The organism is Urechidicola sp. KH5 (assembly GCF_054661455.1).
In genome coordinates this window covers 72,795-94,520 of sequence record NZ_BAAFSW010000003.1, presented here as the reverse complement: position 1 = coordinate 94,520, position 21,726 = coordinate 72,795, and the positions used below count along the sequence as shown (strand labels likewise).

General features: G+C 34.2%; 15 protein-coding genes. 7 read left to right on the top strand and 8 right to left on the bottom strand.

All coding sequences use genetic code 11. The annotated features are described in order from the left end of the window. Positions 1-2 precede the first annotated feature (2 nt). The 4 genes from fabG to recG all read right to left on the bottom strand — a co-directional run bounded on the left by fabG (position 3) and on the right by recG (position 6,597). On the bottom strand, positions 3-749 hold the full coding sequence (gene fabG / locus ACYQ5R_RS08895) for a 3-oxoacyl-[acyl-carrier-protein] reductase (RefSeq protein ID WP_460190584.1): 747 nt from the start codon (positions 747-749) through the stop codon (positions 3-5). A gap of 93 nt (positions 750-842) precedes the next feature. Next, positions 843-1,880, bottom strand: a complete 1,038-nt coding sequence (locus ACYQ5R_RS08890) for a quinone-dependent dihydroorotate dehydrogenase (RefSeq protein ID WP_460190583.1) — start codon at positions 1,878-1,880, stop codon at positions 843-845. Between the two features lie 46 nt (positions 1,881-1,926). Continuing rightward, positions 1,927-4,353 carry a phenylalanine--tRNA ligase subunit beta gene (pheT, locus tag ACYQ5R_RS08885; RefSeq protein ID WP_460190582.1) on the bottom strand — a complete coding sequence of 809 codons (2,427 nt, stop codon included), beginning with the start codon at positions 4,351-4,353 and terminating at the stop codon, positions 1,927-1,929. Between the two features lie 120 nt (positions 4,354-4,473). Further along, positions 4,474-6,597 (bottom strand): ATP-dependent DNA helicase RecG, encoded by a 2,124-nt coding sequence (recG, locus tag ACYQ5R_RS08880; protein WP_460190581.1) that lies wholly within the window; start codon positions 6,595-6,597, stop codon positions 4,474-4,476. A 116-nt stretch (positions 6,598-6,713) separates the two neighbouring features. On the opposite strand from recG, the gene ACYQ5R_RS08875 reads away from it, so the two are divergent. The 3 genes from ACYQ5R_RS08875 (at position 6,714) to purL (ending at position 12,769) form a co-directional block, all read left to right on the top strand. Next, positions 6,714-7,922: an RsmB/NOP family class I SAM-dependent RNA methyltransferase gene (locus ACYQ5R_RS08875; protein WP_460190580.1), complete on the top strand. Its 1,209-nt coding sequence runs from the start codon at positions 6,714-6,716 to the stop codon at positions 7,920-7,922. A 16-nt stretch (positions 7,923-7,938) separates the two neighbouring features. Then, a complete protein-coding gene (locus ACYQ5R_RS08870) occupies positions 7,939-8,991 on the top strand; it encodes an endonuclease (protein ID WP_460190579.1) in 1,053 nt (350 codons plus the stop codon). A gap of 118 nt (positions 8,992-9,109) precedes the next feature. After that, positions 9,110-12,769 carry a phosphoribosylformylglycinamidine synthase gene (purL, locus tag ACYQ5R_RS08865; RefSeq protein ID WP_460190578.1) on the top strand — a complete coding sequence of 1,220 codons (3,660 nt, stop codon included), beginning with the start codon at positions 9,110-9,112 and terminating at the stop codon, positions 12,767-12,769. A 31-nt stretch (positions 12,770-12,800) separates the two neighbouring features. Here purL and ACYQ5R_RS08860 read toward each other — a convergent pair whose 3' ends face one another. Beyond that, entirely contained in the window at positions 12,801-13,271 is a 471-nt protein-coding gene (locus ACYQ5R_RS08860) for a Dps family protein (protein ID WP_460190577.1), read from the bottom strand. A 212-nt stretch (positions 13,272-13,483) separates the two neighbouring features. Between ACYQ5R_RS08860 and ACYQ5R_RS08855 the strand changes: the two genes are divergently transcribed. Beyond that, positions 13,484-15,262, top strand: coding sequence for an AMP-dependent synthetase/ligase (locus ACYQ5R_RS08855; protein WP_460190576.1), 1,779 nt, complete (start codon positions 13,484-13,486; stop codon positions 15,260-15,262). A gap of 29 nt (positions 15,263-15,291) precedes the next feature. Beyond that, positions 15,292-16,995 (top strand): DNA polymerase III subunit gamma/tau, encoded by a 1,704-nt coding sequence (gene dnaX / locus ACYQ5R_RS08850; protein ID WP_460190575.1) that lies wholly within the window; start codon positions 15,292-15,294, stop codon positions 16,993-16,995. On the opposite strand, the gene ACYQ5R_RS08845 is transcribed toward dnaX, so the two are convergent. Beyond that, entirely contained in the window at positions 16,992-18,812 is a 1,821-nt protein-coding gene (locus ACYQ5R_RS08845) for a cation:proton antiporter (RefSeq protein ID WP_460190574.1), read from the bottom strand. The two genes, dnaX and ACYQ5R_RS08845, sit on opposite strands and share 4 nt — an antisense overlap. Positions 18,813-18,922: 110 nt before the next feature. Here ACYQ5R_RS08845 and ACYQ5R_RS08840 point away from each other — a divergent pair, with 110 nt between their 5' ends. Together ACYQ5R_RS08840 and ACYQ5R_RS08835 are read left to right on the top strand one after the other, a co-directional pair. After that, positions 18,923-19,504, top strand: a complete 582-nt coding sequence (locus ACYQ5R_RS08840; RefSeq protein ID WP_460190573.1) for a MiaE family protein — start codon at positions 18,923-18,925, stop codon at positions 19,502-19,504. Next, the gene (locus ACYQ5R_RS08835) at positions 19,505-19,939 is read left to right on the top strand and encodes a DUF4268 domain-containing protein (RefSeq protein ID WP_460190572.1); all 435 of its coding nucleotides are present in this window, start codon (positions 19,505-19,507) and stop codon (positions 19,937-19,939) included. It abuts the gene before it with no gap. Positions 19,940-19,965: 26 nt separating this feature from the next. On the opposite strand, the gene ACYQ5R_RS08830 is transcribed toward ACYQ5R_RS08835, so the two are convergent. After that, a complete protein-coding gene (locus ACYQ5R_RS08830) occupies positions 19,966-21,057 on the bottom strand; it encodes an acyltransferase family protein (protein ID WP_460190571.1) in 1,092 nt (363 codons plus the stop codon). Positions 21,058-21,081: 24 nt separating this feature from the next. Beyond that, positions 21,082-21,618: an ankyrin repeat domain-containing protein gene (locus ACYQ5R_RS08825; protein ID WP_460190570.1), complete on the bottom strand. Its 537-nt coding sequence runs from the start codon at positions 21,616-21,618 to the stop codon at positions 21,082-21,084. Positions 21,619-21,726 lie beyond the last annotated feature (108 nt).

Below are 21,726 nucleotides of genomic sequence, written 5' to 3'. Positions count from 1 at the left end.
TATTAGGTCAGCATACCTCCATCTACACTTAATGTTTGTCCTGTAATATAGGCACTCATATTTGAACCTAAGAATACACATGCATGTGCAATATCTTCAGGAGTGCCTCCACGCTTTAAAGGAATTGAACTTCTCCATCCTTCAACTACATCTTCTGGTAAACTACCAGTCATTTCTGTTTCAATAAATCCAGGAGCAATCACGTTACTTCTAATATTTCTAGAACCTAATTCAAGAGCCACAGATTTTGAGAATCCAACAATACCTGCTTTTGAAGCAGCATAGTTAGCTTGACCTGCATTACCTTTTAAACCAACAACAGAGCTCATATTAATAATTGAACCTCCTCGTTGTTTCATCATCGGTCTAATTACAGCTTTTGTTAGGTTGAATACTGACTTAAGGTTTACTTCTATTACCTTGTCAAAATCTTCTTCAGAAATACGCATTAACAAGTTGTCTTTGGTAATACCTGCATTGTTAATCAAAACATCAATACTTCCAAACTCTTTTAAAACCTCAGCCGCTAATTCTTGAGCTGCATCAAAGTTTGCAGCATTACTTTGGTACCCTTTGGCTTTTACTCCTAAATCGTTTAACTCTGCTTCTAATGCTTTTGCAGCATCAACAGAAGCACTATAAGTAAATGCCACATTTGCACCTTGCTTAGCATATTCAATAGCAATACCCTTACCAATACCTCTTGTGGCACCAGTAATAATGGCTGTTTTATTTTCTAATAATTTCATTTGATATTGTCTTTTTTTGGTAATTCAAAGATAGTAAAAGATTGGTTTGCAAAACTCCAACCGATACAACATTTTATAAGGATTAGCATTAATTTAAGAAATCAATGCTTTATTAATTTTCTTTACTAAAGATGGACCTTCGTAAATAAAGCCCGTATACACCTGAACCAAGTCTGCTCCGGCCTCTATTTTATCTAAAGCATCTTGAGCCGAGTGAATACCACCCACTCCAATAATAGGAAATGCCTTATTTGAATTTTCAGATAAGAATTTAATCACCTTTGTACTTCTATTGGTAATTGGCTTTCCACTTAACCCGCCATTACCTATAGCCTCTAGTTGAGTTTCAGATGTTTTCAATTCTTCTCTATTGGTTGAGGTATTTGATGCTATTACTCCATCAATCTTGGTTTCAGTAACTAAATCAATAATCTCTTGCAACTGAATATCATTTAAGTCTGGCGCAATTTTTAACAAAATTGGCTTAAGCTTACCGTCTTTACTTAAACTTTTATTTATATTCTGACAAGCCCCTATAAGTTCTACTAAATAATCTTTGTCTTGCAATTTGGCCATAGAACCAACATTTGGGCAACTTACATTCAGAACAAAATAGTCAACATACGGATGCAGTGCATTAAAACACGTTAAATAATCGGCTGTGTAATTATCGGAATGTGTCGCGGTATTTTTACCAATATTACCACCAATAATTACTTTTCCTTTATTTTTCTTTAATTGTTCTACAGCAGCTTCTACACCTTCATTGTTAAAGCCCATACGATTGATAACTCCAGAATCATCAAGCAAACGAAATAAGCGTTTCTTTGGATTTCCAACTTGGGCCTTTGGTGTCACTGTACCAATTTCTATAAAACCAAAACCAAAGTTTGCCAACTGATTGTACAAAACCGCATTTTTATCAAAGCCTGCTGCTAAACCAACTGGGTTATCAAATGCCAATCCGAACAATTCTCTTTTTAAAGAAGGGTGCTTCACCTGAAACATACTTCTTACAATGCTACCAATAAGCGGCAAGGCAAATGCAAACTTTAGAAAATCAAAAGTGAAATGGTGTACCTTCTCAGGATCAAATTTGAATAAAATGGGTCTTATAATACTTTTATACATCTGGATTTGATTTATATAAAAATTCCTGCACGAGGCAGGAATTGAATTATCTTAAAACAGCATTTAGATTTTTCTCTAAAGACTGTTGTATTTTTTGCATTACTTTATCTATTTGCTTATCGTTCAAAGTTTTATTTTCATCTTGTAAAACAAAGCTCACAGCGTAACTCTTTTTACCTTCTGGTAATTTATCGCCTTCATACACATCAAATAAATCTACTTCTTTTAACAACTTACGCTCTGCTTGCAAAGCTGTTTGGTGAATTTCTTTGAACTGTACTTGATTATCTATCAACAAGGCTAAATCTCTTTTAACAGCAGGGTACTTTGGTAAATCAGCAACTTTAAAGCCTTTTCTATTTGCTACTTTTAAAATGGTATCCCAGTTGAAATCTGCAAACAAGACTTCTTGTTTGATACCAAATGATTTTAATATATCATAACGTACCACACCAAAATCTACCAATTTCATTTTACCTAAACCTAAAGTAATTCCTTCAGAAAAGACATCATTCTTAATTGGTGATGTTTTTAATCCTTTGATACCTAAACGCTCTAATAATGCCGTAACTATTCCTTTTAAATAAAAGAAGTCTGACGCTTTTGCTCTAGTATTCCAGCTTTCTTTTGTTCTATTACCACTAACAAAAAGAGTTAGGTGTTTTTGCTCTGTATAACCACTTTCGTATTTATGATAGGTCTTACCAAACTCAAAGAATTTTAAGTTATGATTTTTACGATTGCTGTTATAAATAACAGATTCTAAACCACTAAACAACAAACTTTGGCGCATAACTGCTAAATCACTACTCAACGGATTTAACATGACAACATCGTTCTCACTTTTTAAATTTTCAGTCATCTCTATATAGGATGCCTTCGTCAATGAGTTGGCCATTGTTTCATTAAATCCTTGAGAAACCAATTGATTTGCTACTAAATTCTCAATCTTAACACCATCAAAATCATCGTAAGAGATTGAAGTATTTAATTTGTGTGAAAATTCAATATTGTTATACCCATATACACGTAAGATCTCTTCAATCACATCTGCTTCGCGCTGCACATCTACTCGGTACGATGGAACAACCAATCCTAAACCACCTTCAGTTTCGCTATTTAATCTTATTTCTAAAGACGCTAAGATGTTTTTTATGGTTTCTTTAGGGATTTCGTCTCCAATAAATTTGTTGATACGATCATAAGAAATAAAAACCTCAAAATCTTCAATTTTCTCTGGATAGAAATCTAAAGCATCAGAAGAAATATTTCCACCTGCAATTTCAACTATTAAAAGTGCGGCTCTTTTTAGAGCATACTCTACCAAATTAGGATCTATTCCTCTTTCGAATCTAAAAGAAGCATCTGTATTAAGGGTATGACGCTTCGCTGTTTTTCTTACAGATACTGGGTTAAAATATGCACTTTCTAAGAAAATATTGGTTGTATTTTCTGTAACACCAGAACCTAAACCTCCAAATACGCCGGCAATACAAAGCGGGTTACTATCACCATCACAAATCATAATGTCATCTTGGTGCAATGTTCTTTCAACCTCATCCAGAGTTACAAACTTTGTTCCTGCTGCTAAATTTTTAACAACAATTTTATTGCCTTTTATTTTGTTAGCATCAAATGCATGTAATGGCTGACCTAACTCATGCAAAACATAATTTGTAGCATCTACTACATTATTTTTTGGTGTTAAACCAATGGCTTTTAATTTGTTTTGCAACCAAGCTGGAGATTCTTTAACGGTTAAATCAGTTATCGTTAATCCACAGTATCGCGGAGTTTGCTCAATGTTTTCGACTTCTATATCTATTCTTAACGAACGTGTATCTACGTGAAAATCTGTTACAGATGGTGTAATCAACTCCAAGGTCATATCTTGCTGCATTAAGCCAGCTTTTAAATCACGCGCTACACCAAAGTGACTCATCGCATCAGCACGATTTGGTGTTAACCCAATTTCAAAAACTTCGTCTGATTCAATTTCAAATACCTCTGCACACGGAGTACCCACTTTTAAGCTACCATCAAGCACCATAATACCATCATGACCTTCACCTAAACCTAACTCGTCTTCGGCGCAAATCATTCCGTAACTCTCCTCACCTCTTATCTTTCCTTTCTTGATTTTAAACCCATTGCCCTCTTTATCATACAACATTGTACCGATAGTTGCCACCGGCACTTTTTGTCCTGCAGCTACATTTGGAGCGCCACAAACAATTTGAACAGGAGCTACACCTCCTACATCAACTGTTGTTACTCTTAATCTATCAGCATTTGGGTGTTGCTCACAGGTAAGAACATGACCAACTACAACTCCTTTTAAACTACCCTTAATAGATTCAACAGTTTCAATTCCTTCAACTTCAAGACCTAAATCGGTTAATAATTCACCTGTTTTTTCAGCATCCCAATCAACTTTCAAAAACTGCTTTAACCAGTTGTAAGATATTTTCATAGGTAGTATATATTTTTAATAGGATTTGTTTCTAATTTTCAAGGTGCAAAGATACTTAAAAATACAAGATTTAACATCTTTTAAATTTGATTTTATCCTCACATTTTAAACAACTATGGATTAACTTATGTTACTCCAAATAGCCGCATCTTTTTGAATACGAATAAAGGTTCGCTTGATTCCTTGATTTTCTTCCAAGTTTAAACCTGGATCTTTGTGCAATAAAGCAAATGCAGCGTTTCTAGCTTTTGCCAATACAAAACCATCTTTGGTTAAATCTGCTATTTTTAAGTTTAGTACACCACTTTGCTGTTTACCCATAATATTTCCGGGGCCTCGTAACTTTAAATCAACATCGGCAACTTCAAAACCATCAGTAGTGCGAACCATAGTTTCTAAACGTGTTTTAGCATCGTCTGATAGTTTATGACTCGTCATTAAAATACAGAAACTCTGATCAGCTCCTCTGCCAACTCGACCGCGCAATTGATGTAATTGCGATAATCCGAAACGCTCTGCACTTTCAATAATCATTACACTTGCATTTGGCACATTTACACCAACTTCAATAACCGTAGTGGCCACCATAATATGTGTTTCTCCTTTTACAAAGCGTTGCATCTCATATTCTTTATCCTCAGCTTTCATTTTACCATGCACAATAGAAATCTGATACTGAGGTATAGGAAACTCTCTTGCAATACTTTCATAACCATCCATTAAATCTTTATAATCCATTTTTTCAGATTCTTTGATTAATGGATACACCACATATACTTGTCTGCCTTTGGCAATTTCATCTTTCATAAATTTAAAGACGCTTAGTCTATGACTATCAAATCTATGGGCCGTTTTCACTTCTTTTCTTCCTGGAGGTAATTCGTCAATTACAGATATATCCAAATCGCCATACATACTCATGGCAAGTGTTCTTGGTATTGGCGTTGCAGTCATTACCAATATATGAGGTGGTAGGACGCCATTTTCATTCGTTGGGCCTTTGCGCCATAGCTTAGAACGCTGCTCAACACCAAAGCGGTGCTGCTCATCAATAATTGCCAATCCTAGATTTTGAAAATGCACTTTATCTTCGATTAAAGCATGTGTACCCACAAGAATTTGCAAAGAACCATTTTCTAAATCTTCGTGAATTTGTCTTCGTTCTTTTGCTTTAGTAGATCCGGTTAGAAGAGCTACATATACATCCATTTCTCCTAACAATTCTTGTAAAGCATTGTAATGTTGTGTTGCTAAAATTTCAGTCGGAGCCATTAATGCAGACTGAAATCCATTATCCAACGCCAATAGCATGGTTAATAAAGCTACAATGGTTTTACCAGAGCCAACATCCCCTTGTAACAACCTATTCATATGGGCTTTTGAGCCCACATCTTTGCGGATTTCTTTTAAAACTCGCTTTTGAGCATTGGTTAAATCAAAAGGTAAATAATCTCGATAAAAAGTATTGAAGTATTTATCTACTTTATCAAATATAACCCCTTTATACCTATGCTTATGAATCATGTTTTTACGTATGAGTTGCAATTGTATAAAAAACAACTCTTCAAACTTCAAACGCTGTTGCGCCTTAGACAGTGCCTCTTGACTAACAGGAAAATGTATATTTAATAATGCCTCTTTCTTGGAGATTAGTTGTTCAGCAGATAAAATTTCTTGCGATAAATTTTCAGATATACCTTGTCTAATTTCTATAAACAGACTCTGGATCATCTTTTGCATCATTCTATTAGAAACTCCTTTATTAGTCAGTATTTCAGTTGTATGATACACGGGTTGCATTGCGGTTCTAAGACTCTTCTTGGCATCTTGTAGCAGCTCTAATTCAGGATGTGGCATTGATAAACTATTGTTATACCAATTTACCTTTCCAAATGCCACGTATGGAGTGTTGACTTTTAAATTATCCTTAATCCATTTTGCACCTCTAAACCAAACCAATTCCATAGAACCAGTCTCATCAATAAATGTGGCAACTAACCTACTGCCTCTTTTCTGTTTAACCGTTTTAAATCCAGTAATCTTGCCAATTATTTGAACTTCAGAAGAATTTTGATGTAGCTCACTAATCTTATAAAACTGGGTACGATCTATATACCTAAAGGGAAAGAAATTCAAAAGATCATTGTACGAGATCAACCCTAGTTCTTTGCGAAGCAAATCTGCTCTAGAAGGACCAACTCCTTTTAAATATGTAATGGGTGTGTTAGGGTCAAACGTTGGCATTCGCATTATTTTGTTACGCTAAAATAAGAATAAAAACACCAATCAAATGAGTGTAAATAATAGAATGTTAATCAACATATTTCAGTACCTTTGCAGTCCTTAAAAATTTTTAGTTTATGCGCTTACATAGAAATTTAGTGTTTACTGTAATTGACTCTATTCATGCAATTTTCAACGAAGATGAGCATGCACCGAAGGTGGTAGAAAAAGCATTAAAAAGAGACAAGCGTTGGGGTGTACGAGACAGAAAGTTTGTTGCGGAGACTATTTATGATATTGTAAGATGGAAACGATTGTACAATGAAATTGCCGGTACAAAAGATCATTATTCACGAGAAAATATTTGGAAATTATTTGCTGTTTGGGCTGTATTAAGAGGAATTCAGTTACCAGATTGGAAACAATTAGAAGGTACACCTGTTAGGCGTATTAAAGGAAAATTTGATGAAGCTCAAAAGAATAGAGCCATCCGAGAATCTATTCCAGATTGGATGGATGCTGTTGCTAGCGAAGAATTAGGAGAAGATATTTGGACTTCAGAACTAAAAAAGTTGAATGAACAAGCAGAAGTAGTTCTACGAGTAAATACACTTAAAACCAATGTTGTTGGTTTACAAAAAGCTTTAGATAAAGAAGGTATTGAAACAGTTACTATTAAAAACTACCCTTTTGCCGTAAAATTAGTAGAGCGCAAAAATGTTTTTGTAACCGACGCTTTTAAACGAGGGTTATTTGAAGTACAAGATGCGTCGTCACAATTGGTTGCTCCATTTTTAGAAGTAAAACCAGGTATGCGAGTAGTAGATACCTGTGCTGGGGCTGGTGGCAAAACACTGCACCTAGCCTCTTTAATGGAAAACAAAGGGCAAATAATTGCTATGGACATTTATGCTGGCAAATTAGCGCAACTAAAAAAACGTGCTAAAAGAGCTGGTGTACATAATGTAGATATGCGAGTAATTGAAAATTCTAAAGTGATTAAAAAATTACACGATAAGGCAGATGCAGTTCTAATTGATGCGCCTTGTAGCGGTATAGGTGTTTTGCGCAGAAACCCTGATTCTAAGTGGAAATTACAACCTGAGTTTTTAGATAATATTAGAGCTACCCAACAAGACATTTTGCAACGTTACTCTAAAATGGTGAAAAATGGTGGGCAACTTGTGTATGCAACTTGTTCTGTTTTACCATCTGAAAATCAAGAACAAGTTAAAAAGTTTTTAAATAACAATACAAATTTTACTTTTGTGAAAGACGCCAAAATCTTAGCCTCTAAATCAGGTTATGATGGATTTTATTTGGCGCTTTTAAAACGAACAGATTAAACCCTAAAAAATTACTATGACTAAAAAATTACTCGCTTTATTATTAATAGTTAATTATACAGTATTTGCACAACAATCTTACTATAATGATGTTGACTTAACAAAAACTGGATTACAACTAAAAAATGAATTAGCAACTAAAATTATTGCAACGCATACCAATCCTCTAGATTATATTTGGAATGCAACTCAGGCCACAGATTTAAATCCATCAAATAGCTCAAATGTACTTCTAATTTATGGATGGGAAAACGGTTCTGATAGTGATTGTACAAACGATTTAGAAAGAGACGTTAATGATAATGGAGGTAATGTTTGTGATTGGAATAGAGAACATACATATCCTAATTCATTGGGTACACCTGACTTAGATTCAAGTGGAAAAAATATGACAGCATATAGTGATGCGCATAATTTAAGAGCTTCGGATGTACAAAGAAATGGGCAAAGAGGAAATAAATTATTTGTAGATAGTTCTGGAAACTCAAAAACTGTAGGATCATACTGGTACCCAGGGGATGAATGGAAAGGTGATGTAGCTCGTATTGTGATGTATATGTATTTGCGCTATGGCTCACAATGCCTGCCAAATAATGTAACAGTAGGTTCTACCAATAGTGTTGATTCGAATATGATAGATTTATTGTTAGAATGGAATGCAGAAGATCCTGTATCGCAATATGAAGATAATCGAAATAATTATCATGAAAATACTTCTAATACATATGCCCAGGGAAATAGAAACCCTTTTATAGATGAACCTTATTTAGCAAAACAAATTTGGGGTGGTCCAGAACCGGAAAATCGTTGGGGAATTTTATCAGTTGAAAATTACAACCTTAGAAGCATTGAGTTATATCCCAATCCTGCCAGTGGTAATACACTTACAATTCAATCTATAGAACCTGTAGAAGTTCAGTTCTTTAATATGTTAGGAAAATCTATTTTAAACCTACAACAAGTAAGATCTAATGAGTCGGTAGATATAGGTAATTTACCTAAAGGCATGTATTTTGTTCAACTTTCAAATGACACCGGAAGTATTACCAAAAAGTTTATCAAACAATAAGACAAAGTGGTTCGATTTTGAGCCGCTTTTTTTATGACATATTATCAACAAAAAGTATCATAATGAATAAGGATTGGTTATTTTTGTACTTTGTTAAACAACACAATTATTTAAGCTGATGATTCTTTTCTTCGGAAACCAAAATTCGAAAGTTTTTGCTGTTCAAGTTACAGGAGCACTTTCGGCTGAAAACACAAAGAAATTAAACTGGTTATTTGGCAACCAACCTCAAATACAACAGGCGTCTATCGACGCTTTTTTTGTTGGTCCACGTGCCGCAATGATCACTCCATGGAGTACCAATGCTGTTGAAATAACTCAAAACATGGGTATTGACGGTATTGTTAGAATTGAAGAGTTTGAACATGTTTCAAACGATTTTAAGGAGTACGATCCTATGATATCTCAGAAATTTGAAGTTTTAAATCAAGACATTTTTACAATTGATATTGAACCAGAAGCTATTCTTGAAATAGATGATATCACTGCATACAACGAACAAGAAGGATTGGCGTTAAGCTCTGAAGAGGTGCAGTATTTAAATGAACTCTCAGAAAGAATTGGTCGTAAACTTACAGACTCAGAAGTTTTTGGTTTTTCTCAAGTAAATTCAGAACACTGTCGTCATAAAATCTTTAACGGTACGTTTGTGATTGATGGTGAAAAAAAACAAATGTCATTATTCAAATTAATTAAAAAGACATCAGCAGAAAATCCTAATACAATCGTTTCTGCGTATAAAGACAATGTGGCCTTTATAAAAGGCCCAAAAGTTGAGCAGTTTGCTCCAAAAAGTGCTGACAAACCAGATTTCTATCAAATAAAAGATTTTAATTCTGTATTATCGTTAAAAGCAGAAACACACAACTTCCCTACTACTGTTGAACCCTTCAACGGTGCAGCAACAGGTTCTGGTGGAGAAATTAGAGACCGTTTAGCAGGTGGTAAAGGTTCGTTACCTTTAGCTGGAACAGCTGTTTATATGACATCCTATTCACGTCTTGAAGAGAATAGACCTTGGGAACAGGCTATGGAAGAACGTGATTGGTTGTATCAAACACCAATGGATATCTTAATCAAAGCTTCAAATGGAGCTTCTGATTTCGGAAATAAATTCGGGCAACCACTTATTACGGGTTCTGTTCTAACTTTTGAGCACGAAGAAGATGCCCGTAAATTAGGTTTTGATAAAGTAATTATGCAAGCTGGTGGTATTGGTTATGGTAAAGCAGACCAAGCTATTAAGGCTACTCCTAAAAACGGAGATAAAATTGTAATTCTTGGAGGTGACAATTACAGAATTGGTATGGGAGGTGCTGCTGTTTCTTCTGCAGATACCGGAGAATTTGAATCAGGCATTGAGTTAAATGCCGTACAGCGCTCGAATCCAGAAATGCAAAAAAGAGCAGCTAATGCCATCCGCGGAATGGTGGAGTCTGATGAAAACACAATTATTTCTATTCACGATCATGGTGCAGGAGGACATTTGAATTGTTTATCGGAGTTAGTTGAAGAAACTGGTGGATTAATTGATTTAGACAAATTACCTGTAGGAGATCCTACCCTATCAGCCAAAGAAATTATTGGTAATGAATCGCAAGAACGTATGGGATTAGTAATTGGTCAAGAACAATTAGATACGCTACAGCGCATCGCAGAACGTGAAAGAGCACCAATGTACACTGTGGGCGATGTAACAAACAATCATCGCTTTACATTTGAATCTGCTACTAAAGGCGACAAACCTATGGATTTGGCGCTTGGAGACATGTTTGGAAGTTCTCCAAAAACAATAATGACAGATACCTCAATTGAAAGGAACTATGATAACTTAGATTATTCAGTTGAGAATTTTAAAAAATATTTAGAGCAAGTTTTACAACTAGAAGCTGTTGCTTGTAAAGATTGGTTAACAAATAAAGTAGACCGATGTGTTGGTGGTAAAGTTGCCAAACAACAATGTGTTGGCCAATTTCAATTACCTTTGAACAATGTGGGTGTAATGGCTCTTGATTACAAAGGGAAAGAGGGTATTGCAACCTCTGTTGGTCATGCTCCTATTTCAGGATTAATTGACCCAGCTGCTGGAAGTAAAAATGCCATTACAGAGGCTTTAACAAACATTGTTTGGGCGCCTTTAGAAAAAGGACTTAAATCTGTTTCTCTTTCAGCCAACTGGATGTGGCCTTGTAAAAATGAAGGTGAAGATGCTCGTTTGTACAAAGCTGTAGAGGCCGTTTCAGAATATGCAATTGATTTAGGAATCAATGTACCAACCGGTAAAGATTCATTATCAATGAAACAGAAATATCCAAACGAAGAAGTTATTGCACCAGGTACTGTTATCATTTCAGGAGCAGCGCATTGTAATGATATTACCAAAGTTGTTGAGCCTGTTTTAAAACCTTCAGAAGGTGCCATTATTTATATCAATTTTTCTCAAGATACATTTAAGTTAGGTGGTAGTTCATTTGCTCAGGTTTTAAATAAAATAGGTTCTGAAACACCTACAATAAAAAATAACAAAGCTGTAAAAAATGCGTTTAATGCAATTCAAGAATTAATTACTTCTGATTTAATTGTTGCTGGACATGATGTAGCTTCTGGTGGATTAATTACTACTCTATTAGAATTGTGTTTTGCTGATAATACTATTGGCGCATCTCTAGACTTATGTTCTTTAGGTGAGCATGATTCTATCAAATTGTTGTTCTCAGAAAACTCAGGTATTGTATTCCAAATTAAAGATGATGACGTCTTGGCAACGCTTGATAAGGCAGAAGTACCATATCACATTATTGGTACAGCGAATAATTCGGGAACATTAAATATTGTAAATGCAAATGATTCGTTTGAATTAAATGTTTCTGAATTAAGAAACACTTGGTACAAAACGTCGTATTTATTAGATCAAAAGCAAACTGCAAATGGTTTGGCTAAGGCTAGAATAGATAATTATGCTGATCAACCATTAACATATATATTCCCAGCATCATTTACCGGGAAATTACCTAAAATAGATGCTAGCAAACCTAGACCAAAAGCAGCTATTTTAAGAGAGAAAGGTTCAAACTCAGAAAGAGAAATGGCCAATGCGATGTATTTAGCAGGATTTGATGTTAAAGATGTGCATATGACTGATTTAATTAGTGGTCGTGAAACCTTAGAAGACATTCAGTTTTTAGGAGCTGTAGGAGGATTCTCAAATTCTGATGTTTTAGGTTCTGCTAAAGGATGGGCAGGTGCCATAAAATACAACCATAAAGCAAATACTGCTATTAAAAAATTCTTTGAGCGAGAAGATACTTTATCAATAGGCATTTGCAATGGTTGTCAATTATTTATGGAATTAGAATTGATTAATCCAGACCATCATATTCATGGTAAAATGCTCCATAATGACTCTCAGAAACACGAAAGTGCATTTACTTCGGTTGAAGTACAAGAAAATAATTCTATAATGCTTTCTAGCTTAGCAGGTAGCAAACTAGGTGTTTGGATTTCACATGGAGAGGGTAAATTTAATCTCCCACAGTCAGAAGAAAGCTATGATATTGTAGCTAAATATGGTTATAATGCCTACCCTTCTAACCCTAATGGATCTGATTATAATACCGCAATGATGTGCGATACAACAGGTAGACATTTGGTAATGATGCCACATATAGAACGATCGATATTCCAATGGAATTGGGCACATTACCCTGATGGTAGAAAAGATGAAGTTTCACCTTGGATAGAAGCTTTTACAAATGCTTACAATTGGATAACAAAATAAAAAAAGCCCTCAAATGGGGGCTTTTCAATTATTAGTCTTGTAGATATGAATTGAGCATCCATAAGGTCTTTTCAGTTTCAGTGATGTAATCACTCATCAGGCTAACAGTTCCTTCATCGTCTGCATCCCCGGCTAATGATAATATTTCTCTTTCTTTTAAAATTAAAACTGAGAAATTTTGAACCACTATAGATACTCCTTGACTACCATTTGTTACCCCTTTTGAAGCTTGTACGCTTGAAGTTTTCATATAATCTTGAAAAGTATGTAAAGGTTCACCTTCTAAGGTTAATATGCGTTCAGCGATTTCATCTATTTTAATTACTGCATCATTATACAATTCTTCGAACTTTAAGTGTAATTCAAAAAATTCCTTTCCTTTAATATTCCAGTGAAAACCTCTTAAATTTTGGTAAAATAACTGATAGTCTGCCAGTAATATGTTTAATTCTTTTACCAGTTTAGCTGCCTTTTGCTTGTCAATACCAATTAAATTTTTCATTTCAATCTTTTTATATTTCACTACACAAAGATACATTAGTTTTAACTATAATCAAAATTGATTATTTTAATATCTGTATTGTTTTTATCTATTTATATTGGTTGTAGAATTGCACCTTTTTTTACCTCCAAATAATTATGAATCCATATACTATAAATCCCTTTTATAAAGTTGAATAATTTTGTATTTTGCTGTCGCACTTTAACTGACAATTGATGAAGATTACACGACTGTTTGACTTCCCTTATTACCAATTGCAAAACAATCCTTTAGACAATGCATTGGTATCTAAAGTTAATGGAGAATGGACTCCTACTTCTACTCAAGAATATATAGACAAAGCCAATGCTATAAGTAGAGCCTTGCTAAAAATGGGCATAAAACCCAATGATAAAATTGCCATCATCTCTTCTTCTAACAGAACAGAATGGAATATTTTAGATATTGGAATTCTACAGATAGGTGCACAAACCATACCTATCTACCCTACGAGTTCTAAAGAAAACTACGAGTACATTTTTAACCATTCGGAATCTGTACTATGTTTTTTATCTGATGCAGAATTATTTGAAAAAGCGAATGCTGTTATTGGTAATTGTCCCAATTTAAAAGACATCTATAGTTTTGAAGATGTTGATGGTTGCAAACATTGGAATAATTTACTTGACAAAGGAGCAGACAAAAGTAATCAAGGCGAAGTAGATAAAATAAAGGAAAGTATTACAACAGATGATTTAGCAACAATTATATACACTTCAGGTACTACTGGTACTCCTAAGGGTGTTATGCTTTCTCATAAAAATATTGTTAGTAATGCAATAGACAGTACGCCTCGTCTTCCGTTTGAAGGTGCGAACATGAAAGCTTTAAGTTTTTTACCCTTATGCCATGTATTTGAAAGAGTATTAATTTATATATATCAATACAACGGATTAGCCATTTATTACGCCGAAAGTATTGAAAAAATGCCTGAAAACATCAAAGAGGTAAAACCAACTATGATGAGTGTTGTGCCTCGATTACTTGAAAAAATTTACGATGCTATTGTAGGTAAGGGTGCGGAATTAATAGGTATTAAGAAGCGTTTGTTCTTTTGGGCTTTAGATTTAGGCTTAATATGGAAGCCTTACAAGCAAAATGGAGCTTGGTATGAATTTAAACTTAAAATTGCCAATAAATTAATTTTCTCTAAATGGCGCGAAGCGTTAGGTGGCAATATACATACAATGGTAAGTGGAAGTGCTGCATTAGCACCTAAACTTACACGTGTCTTTAATGCGGCTGGATTGAGTGTTATGGAAGGTTATGGACTTACAGAAACCTCGCCGGTTATTTCAGTAAATATGTATAAAAACCAGCAATTTAAAATTGGAACCGTCGGACCTCCAATAGACAATGTAGAGGTTAAAATTGCTGAAGATGGAGAAATACTAGTTAAAGGGCCCAATGTTATGATGGGTTACTATAAAAATCCAGAAATGACAGCCGAAGTTATGACGAACAACTATTTTCATACTGGAGATAAAGGAGAACTAGACAGTCAAGGGTTTTTAAAAATCACAGGACGTAAAAAGGAAATTTTCAAAACTTCAGGAGGTAAATATATTTCTCCTGTATTACTAGAAAATGTAGTAAAATTAAGCCGATTTGTAGAGCAAATTATGGTTGTTGGTGAGGGCGAGAAAATGGCGGGTGCTATTATTCAACCAAACTTTGAATTCTGTAAAGAATGGGCAAAACGTCATGATCTAGAAATTGGAGACTCTTGGGAGGCTATTGCAACGCACAAAGAGGTAATAAAAAGAATTGGTGAAGAAATAGATGAGGCCAATAAAAACTTTGGTAAATGGGAGACAATTAAGCGCTTTGAATTAACACCAGAGGTCTGGACTGTAGAGAACAACTGCTTGACTCCTACGCTTAAACCAAAACGAGCAATCATCAAAGAAAAATACATGGATTTATACATGAAAATTTATCCTAATTCGTAACTTTGTTTTACTGATTTTTAGTACATTTTATGGAGCAATTTATAGTATCGGCCCGCAAATACAGACCTCAAACATTTAAAGATGTAGTTGGGCAGCAGGCTATTACAAATACGCTTGAAAATGCGATTAAAAATAGCCACCTATCACAAGCTTTATTATTTACTGGCCCCAGAGGTGTGGGTAAAACTACTTGTGCTAGAATTTTAGCAAAACAAATAAATACTGATGGTGTAGAAAATGTTGATGAGAATGAAGATTTTGCTTTTAATATTTTTGAACTAGATGCCGCTTCAAACAATTCTGTAGACGACATTAGAAATCTAACAGATCAAGTTAGAATACCACCACAAGTAGGGAAATACAAAGTGTATATAATTGATGAGGTACATATGTTATCTGCCTCTGCATTTAATGCATTTTTAAAGACCTTAGAGGAACCACCTGCACACGCTATTTTTATTCTTGCAACTACAGAAAAACACAAAATTATACCAACGATTCTCTCAAGATGTCAAATTTTTGATTTTAAAAGAATAACGGTATTTGATGCAAAAGAGTATTTAAAGGAAATAGCAATAAAAGAAGGCGTTCATGCTGAAGACGATGCATTACACATCATTGCGCAGAAGGCAGATGGTGCTATGCGTGATGCCTTATCTATTTTCGATAGAGTTGTAAGTTTTTCAGGCAACGATTTAACACGTCAAGCAGTTGCCGAAAATTTAAATGTTTTAGATTACGATGAGTATTTTGAAATGACAGATTTACTTTTAAAAAATGATATTCCGGCATGCTTGATACAATTCAACAAAATACTTACAAAAGGTTTTGACGGACATCATTTTATTGCAGGATTAGCTTCTCATTTTAGAGATTTGTTGGTTGCTAAAGACAATGCCACTATAAATCTACTTGAAGTTGGAGATAATGCTAAAAAGAAATACAAAGAGCAATCAACAAAAGCTTCCATGCAATTTTTATTACAAGGTATAGACAAAGCAAATGATTGTGACTTAAAATTTAAAAGCAGTCAGAATCAGCGCTTATTAGTAGAACTTACTTTAATGCAATTAGCCTCCATCACTTTTGATGGAGAAAAAAAAAATGATAAACGGTTCATAATACCTTCCCATTTCTTTAAAGCTAATCCAGTTAGAGAAAAAATTGATGCTCCAACTGCATCAAATCCTGTAAAAGCAAAAAGCACTAAAAAACCTGTTGAGCCTCCTAAAGAAACTCCTAAAGTAAAAATTTCATTAGGTAATCAGCGCAGAAGATCCTCTGCCTTTTCTATAAAAAGCATAGAAAGGCAAAAAGAAGAAGTTGAAGTTAAAGAAGAAGAGATTGATTATAGTTCAATGCCTAAAACTCCTTTTGAACTTCCTAAATTAATTGCGGTTTGGAATGCCTATAAATCTTTATTAGAGCAAAAGGGTAAAAAAGACATTGCCTCAATTGTTGGAGTAGACCAACCCAAGTTAGAAGGTTTTAATATTCTTATTGGCTTACCTAATAGTATGATGGAGCAAAAATTATTACAACACAAACCCTTATTATTAAAATACATAAGAGAACAGTTAAACAACTATAGTGTTGAATTAGTTATTACAGTTAATGAAGAGTTGGCAAAGAAAATGGTGTATTCACCTGACGAAAAATTTTCTCAAATGCACCAGAGAAACCCAATAATTCTGAAAATGAAGCAACTCTTCGACTTAGATATTAAAAGTTAGAGGTCTAATTCTTTCCCTAAATACATCAATACATTTCCTTTCTCAACGGTCATTTGATCAGAATATGATGGAATGATATGAATAAAATCATCATTTGTTTTTACAAAAATTGGAATGGCATTGATCTCTGAATTAATTTTCTTTAAACTCTCGCTGTAATGCTTTCGTGAAGTCAACTCAACCTCATTTACTTGAGGATAATCACGCACAACTTCACTTAAATTAATAAAGTCATCTGTGTGAGAAAATAAACCGTCCACAGCGTTGTTATCAGGATTTTGCATTTCTTCAACAGAAATCAATCTATAAGCTCCTTGTTCTCCATAATACTCAGAAAATTTATCTAAAGCATACTCATTAATTACGGAACTACCTGTAAGTGCCATTAAATATCCAACATCACTCAGTTCAATGTTTCGAGTTAAACTTTCATCATAAATATTAGTTTCAATAGCTTCTAACCCTTGTTCCTCCGCCTTCGTAATATGATCTGCGTTATTATCAATAAGTACCACTCGCCTACCGTTCTCAATCAAGTATTTAGCTATTAATCGAGAAACTTCTGACGCACCTATAATTAAAATACCATTTGATTTCTTCAAGAAGACTCCAACAATTTTAGCCATAAATCGAGCAGTAGTGGCATTTAAAAGTACGGTACCCAAAACAATCATAAAAACCATAGGGGTAATGTATTCAGCACCTTCCTCCCCATTCATTGCTAGTTTTAATCCAAACAAAGATGCAATACCAGCGGCAACAATACCACGTGGACCAACCCAACTTATAAAGAGTTTTTCATTCGCTTTTAATGAAGAACCTCTAGTACTTAAGAAAACTCCTAATGGACGTAAAATAAGTACTACAATAAAAAATAGGATTAAGGAATCCCAATTCTTTAGCAATAATAAATCTTCGATATTCATATTCGCTGAAAGTAGAATGAACAACATAGAAATCAAAAGAATGCTCAAAGACTCTTTGAAATATAATATCTCTTTCAACTCTGACATTTTCATATTACCAAGTACCATACCCATAATAACTACGGCTAATAAACCAGATTCACCAGCAAACAAATCAGATAATACAAATACTCCTAATACCAATGCGAGCGTTACTACATTTAAAAGGTAATGTGGTATAATCTTCCATTTAATCGCATTAAATAACGCATGTGCAGCTCCAAAACCAATAGATGTACCTATAATTACAATTTTGCCAAAATCAATTAAAGCCTCTTGTGTATAATTGTGCTGTTCTCCAGCAAAAATAAACTCAAAGACTAAAACCGCTACTAAAGCTCCTATTGGATCAATCAAGATCCCTTCCCATTTCAACACAGTAGAGACATCGCGTTTTAATGGAATATTCCTTAAAATTGGCGATATCACTGTAGGACCAGTAACAATTATCAATGCGGAAAACAAAAATGAAATTGACCAACTCAAATCAAATAGGTAATGCGCTGCTACTCCTCCTCCAATAAAAGTTACTAAACTACCTAAAGTTACTAGCTTTAAAATTACAGGAGCTACGTTTAGTATTTCATCTCTCTTTAAGGTAAGCCCTCCTTCAAAAAGAATGATCCCTATGGCTAATGAGACAAAGTGAAAAAGTCGCTCATCAGGAAATAAACCTTCAGCACCATTATATACAGGCTCAATCCATTTAGTACCATCATCAGTAATTAAGGTTGAAAACGGACCAACAAATAACCCTATGAGAATTAAGGGTAAAATGGCAGGTATTTTCAATTTCCATGCAAACCACTGCGCAACAATTCCTAAAACAATAATACCTCCAAATTCTAGCATAGAGTACCTGTTAAATTTATGAAACCTTAAAAATATAAAAATATGAATAGCTGACAATCAAATCTAGTATTTTGTTACTTTTGAATCCTGAATTAAAACCTTGAAATGCAATGTTAGGACTTCAATTTGAAACCTTAACTTCATGGGCAGAAGTGGCCAAAGATGATTTACAGCAAATACTAACAGACCACGCCTTTGCTGAGCAAAAAGCATCGGCTAATGCTATTTCGATTACAATTAATTACTCAGAAGAAACCGAATTAGTCAAATGTATGTTAGAGATTGCTATCGAAGAATTAGAACATTTTCAAATGGTACATGAATTAATGGTTAAAAGGGGATTAGTTTTAGGGCAAGCGCAGCGCAACGATTACGCTATGCATTTACAAAAGTATTTCCCAAAAACTAAAGACAGAACAGAAGCATTAATTCAACGTTTACTTATAGCTGCATTAATTGAAGCTAGAAGTTGTGAACGCTTTAAAGTATTTTCCGAAAACTTAGAAGATACTGAATTAGCAGAATTCTACAAAGAATTAATGATTTCTGAGGCAAATCATTATACTACATTTCTAAGGTTTGCGAGACAGTATCAAAACAGAGCTATTGTTGACCAAAAGTGGAATGGTTTATTAGCTTATGAGGCGGAATTTATGCAGCAACGAGGTGGAATAGCAAGAGTACACGGATAAATGTTTAGTAAAGAGGAAGCATCTCTTATACGCCAAGAATTTTGGACAAGTTTCGGAAAATCATTTCCAAAAAAATGGCTGTTATATAACACCAAAATTAAAGGATTCGCTTTTAAATTTATTGCAGAGCGTAAATGGGCTGCTGTTTCTTTAGATATCGAGCATCCAGACGATATTGTCAATGAACTACTATACGATCAAATGTTATCACTTCAATTGTTGTTAGAGGCTGAAATTCCGGAAATTATATATGATCAGGCTTATCGCTTAGAAAATGGTAAAACCATTCATCGAATTTATGTACCCTTCGAACAAAAATTTAGTATTTATAATAAAAACACTTGGCGTGATTGCTATGAGTTTTTTGTTGAAACTATGACTCAATTAGAATTGTTTTTCTACGAATACGAAGATATAATCAAACTAGCGATTTAGGCTTAAACTATAATGCCTCTGTGCTCTTAACCTTTTATTCTTATCTCTTTTACTTTAGGCACAACCTTTCGTTCCCATTTCAATCCGAATATCATTTTAAATACACCTATTCTCTTAATTACAAATTCATAGAGCATAAAACAACCAATAAAAGTAAATACAATAATTAGAATAAATTGAAAAATGGGCGCAATTTCTAAAGGTAAAATAACAAGCGCTCCTATATTTAATACAAACATGTGTGTAATATAAACAGGGTAAACAGCTGCACTTAAATAACTCAGTTTCTCACTCGGTTTGTTCAAGTATTTATAAGCAAATCCAAAAAGAGTAAATATCCAACAGTTAGACTCTACTGCGGTTAAATAACCTGGAGCCTCTGTATTAAAATATATGAATCGTATTACAAACAATATCAAAGCAATAACAAAATACATCCAGCGCCATTTTAATAGTATTTTCCATAATGACTGCCCACTATACATCATTAAAAATCCAAAGAAAAATGCGATGAAGCCTAGAAAAAATCCATGCCATGTTTGAGCATATAGAGAAAATATTTGTGGAGCCACAAACTCCGCTTCCAAAATGAAGAATATAACAATACTTAAAGGCCCTAGTGGATTGGCCATCCAATTTTTAAGGGTTTGATGTAACTTACTATTTTCATTCTGTTTTAGCCAAATAAAAACAGGAAGCAACAATACCACATACACAAAAATATTTCCTAAAAACCATAGATGGCCTTGGTGTGCATAATAATCGAACGGTATATTGTAAAACCCTTGAAATAAGAACATATGTAGCGGAGTAATGGCAATTACGCCGAAAAGAAATGGTAACAGTATTCTTTTAGATCTTTCAGTTAGTAGTTGTTTCCAATTGCGTTTGCGCAGTGCAAAAAACATTCCCATACCAGAAACATAAAACAACAATGGTATACGCCAAACATTTAATAAGGTCATAGGTTTCCAAAGTGTTTCTAAGAACTCATTGCTTCGTACAAAGCCAATAAACATGGCCCATGGTTGAAATACAATGGCTATATGATAAATAATTAATAATCCAATAGCTATCACACGTAGCCAATCAATATCATATCTTCTAGTTACCGACATGGGAATAAAGTTTGGTTGATTGAATTATTTTAACATCGCAGCTATTTCCGGACGTGTCTTTTCAATATGATCTAAATCTACTTTTAAACCAAGTGGGGCTAATTGTTGTTGCAGCATTTCATAGATAGGTTTTAACTGGGCAAAAGGTGCTGTAACACCATCTAATGGAGTTGCTCCAAAATTGTTTCTTACAGTCTTGTCTGCTTTTGCATCTAATAACATCTTCGTTATTTCTATATTACAGAAAAATGTTGAGGAGTGTAATGCCGTACCTCCGTCACCACTTTTTACTTCTATATCGGCACCGGCATCAATTAATAGTTTTACAATTTCTGGCTTGTTAAATGAGGCTGCGGTTATTAAAGGTGTTGCACCACTCATTGGATCTTTCTGATTTAAATCAGTGCCGTTTTCTATATGTTGTTTTACGGCCTCAATATCATTATTTAAAACAGCCGACATTAAACTTTGATTCGGCACATTAAATGCAAATGATGTGGTAACAAATAATAGTACAAAAGTTTTTAATGTAGTTTTGATAATTGTGCTTAAGTTTTTCATAATCTTTTAGTTTGTTTTGTTTAACACTACAAATGTGCAACAAACAAAAGGGTCGCACTAAAAAGAACGACCCACTTGTAGAAAAACAAGACTGAAATGTAAAAAACA

Excerpts from the sequence above, each read along its gene's own strand:
- ACYQ5R_RS08870 (WP_460190579.1), top strand. The coding sequence starts at position 7,939 with ATGACTAAAAAATTACTCGCTTTATTATTAATAGTTAATTATACAGTA.
- ACYQ5R_RS08890 (WP_460190583.1), bottom strand. The coding sequence starts at position 1,880 with ATGTATAAAAGTATTATAAGACCCATTTTATTCAAATTTGATCCTGAG.
- ACYQ5R_RS08860 (WP_460190577.1), bottom strand. The coding sequence starts at position 13,271 with ATGAAAAATTTAATTGGTATTGACAAGCAAAAGGCAGCTAAACTGGTA.
- ACYQ5R_RS08830 (WP_460190571.1), bottom strand. The coding sequence starts at position 21,057 with ATGTCGGTAACTAGAAGATATGATATTGATTGGCTACGTGTGATAGCT.
- dnaX (WP_460190575.1), top strand. The coding sequence starts at position 15,292 with ATGGAGCAATTTATAGTATCGGCCCGCAAATACAGACCTCAAACATTT.
- purL (WP_460190578.1), top strand. The coding sequence starts at position 9,110 with ATGATTCTTTTCTTCGGAAACCAAAATTCGAAAGTTTTTGCTGTTCAA.
- ACYQ5R_RS08845 (WP_460190574.1), bottom strand. The coding sequence starts at position 18,812 with ATGCTAGAATTTGGAGGTATTATTGTTTTAGGAATTGTTGCGCAGTGG.
- ACYQ5R_RS08875 (WP_460190580.1), top strand. The coding sequence starts at position 6,714 with ATGCGCTTACATAGAAATTTAGTGTTTACTGTAATTGACTCTATTCAT.
- ACYQ5R_RS08835 (WP_460190572.1), top strand. The coding sequence starts at position 19,505 with ATGTTTAGTAAAGAGGAAGCATCTCTTATACGCCAAGAATTTTGGACA.
- ACYQ5R_RS08825 (WP_460190570.1), bottom strand. The coding sequence starts at position 21,618 with ATGAAAAACTTAAGCACAATTATCAAAACTACATTAAAAACTTTTGTA.
- fabG (WP_460190584.1), bottom strand. The coding sequence starts at position 749 with ATGAAATTATTAGAAAATAAAACAGCCATTATTACTGGTGCCACAAGA.
- pheT (WP_460190582.1), bottom strand. The coding sequence starts at position 4,353 with ATGAAAATATCTTACAACTGGTTAAAGCAGTTTTTGAAAGTTGATTGG.
- recG (WP_460190581.1), bottom strand. The coding sequence starts at position 6,597 with ATGCCAACGTTTGACCCTAACACACCCATTACATATTTAAAAGGAGTT.
- ACYQ5R_RS08840 (WP_460190573.1), top strand. The coding sequence starts at position 18,923 with ATGTTAGGACTTCAATTTGAAACCTTAACTTCATGGGCAGAAGTGGCC.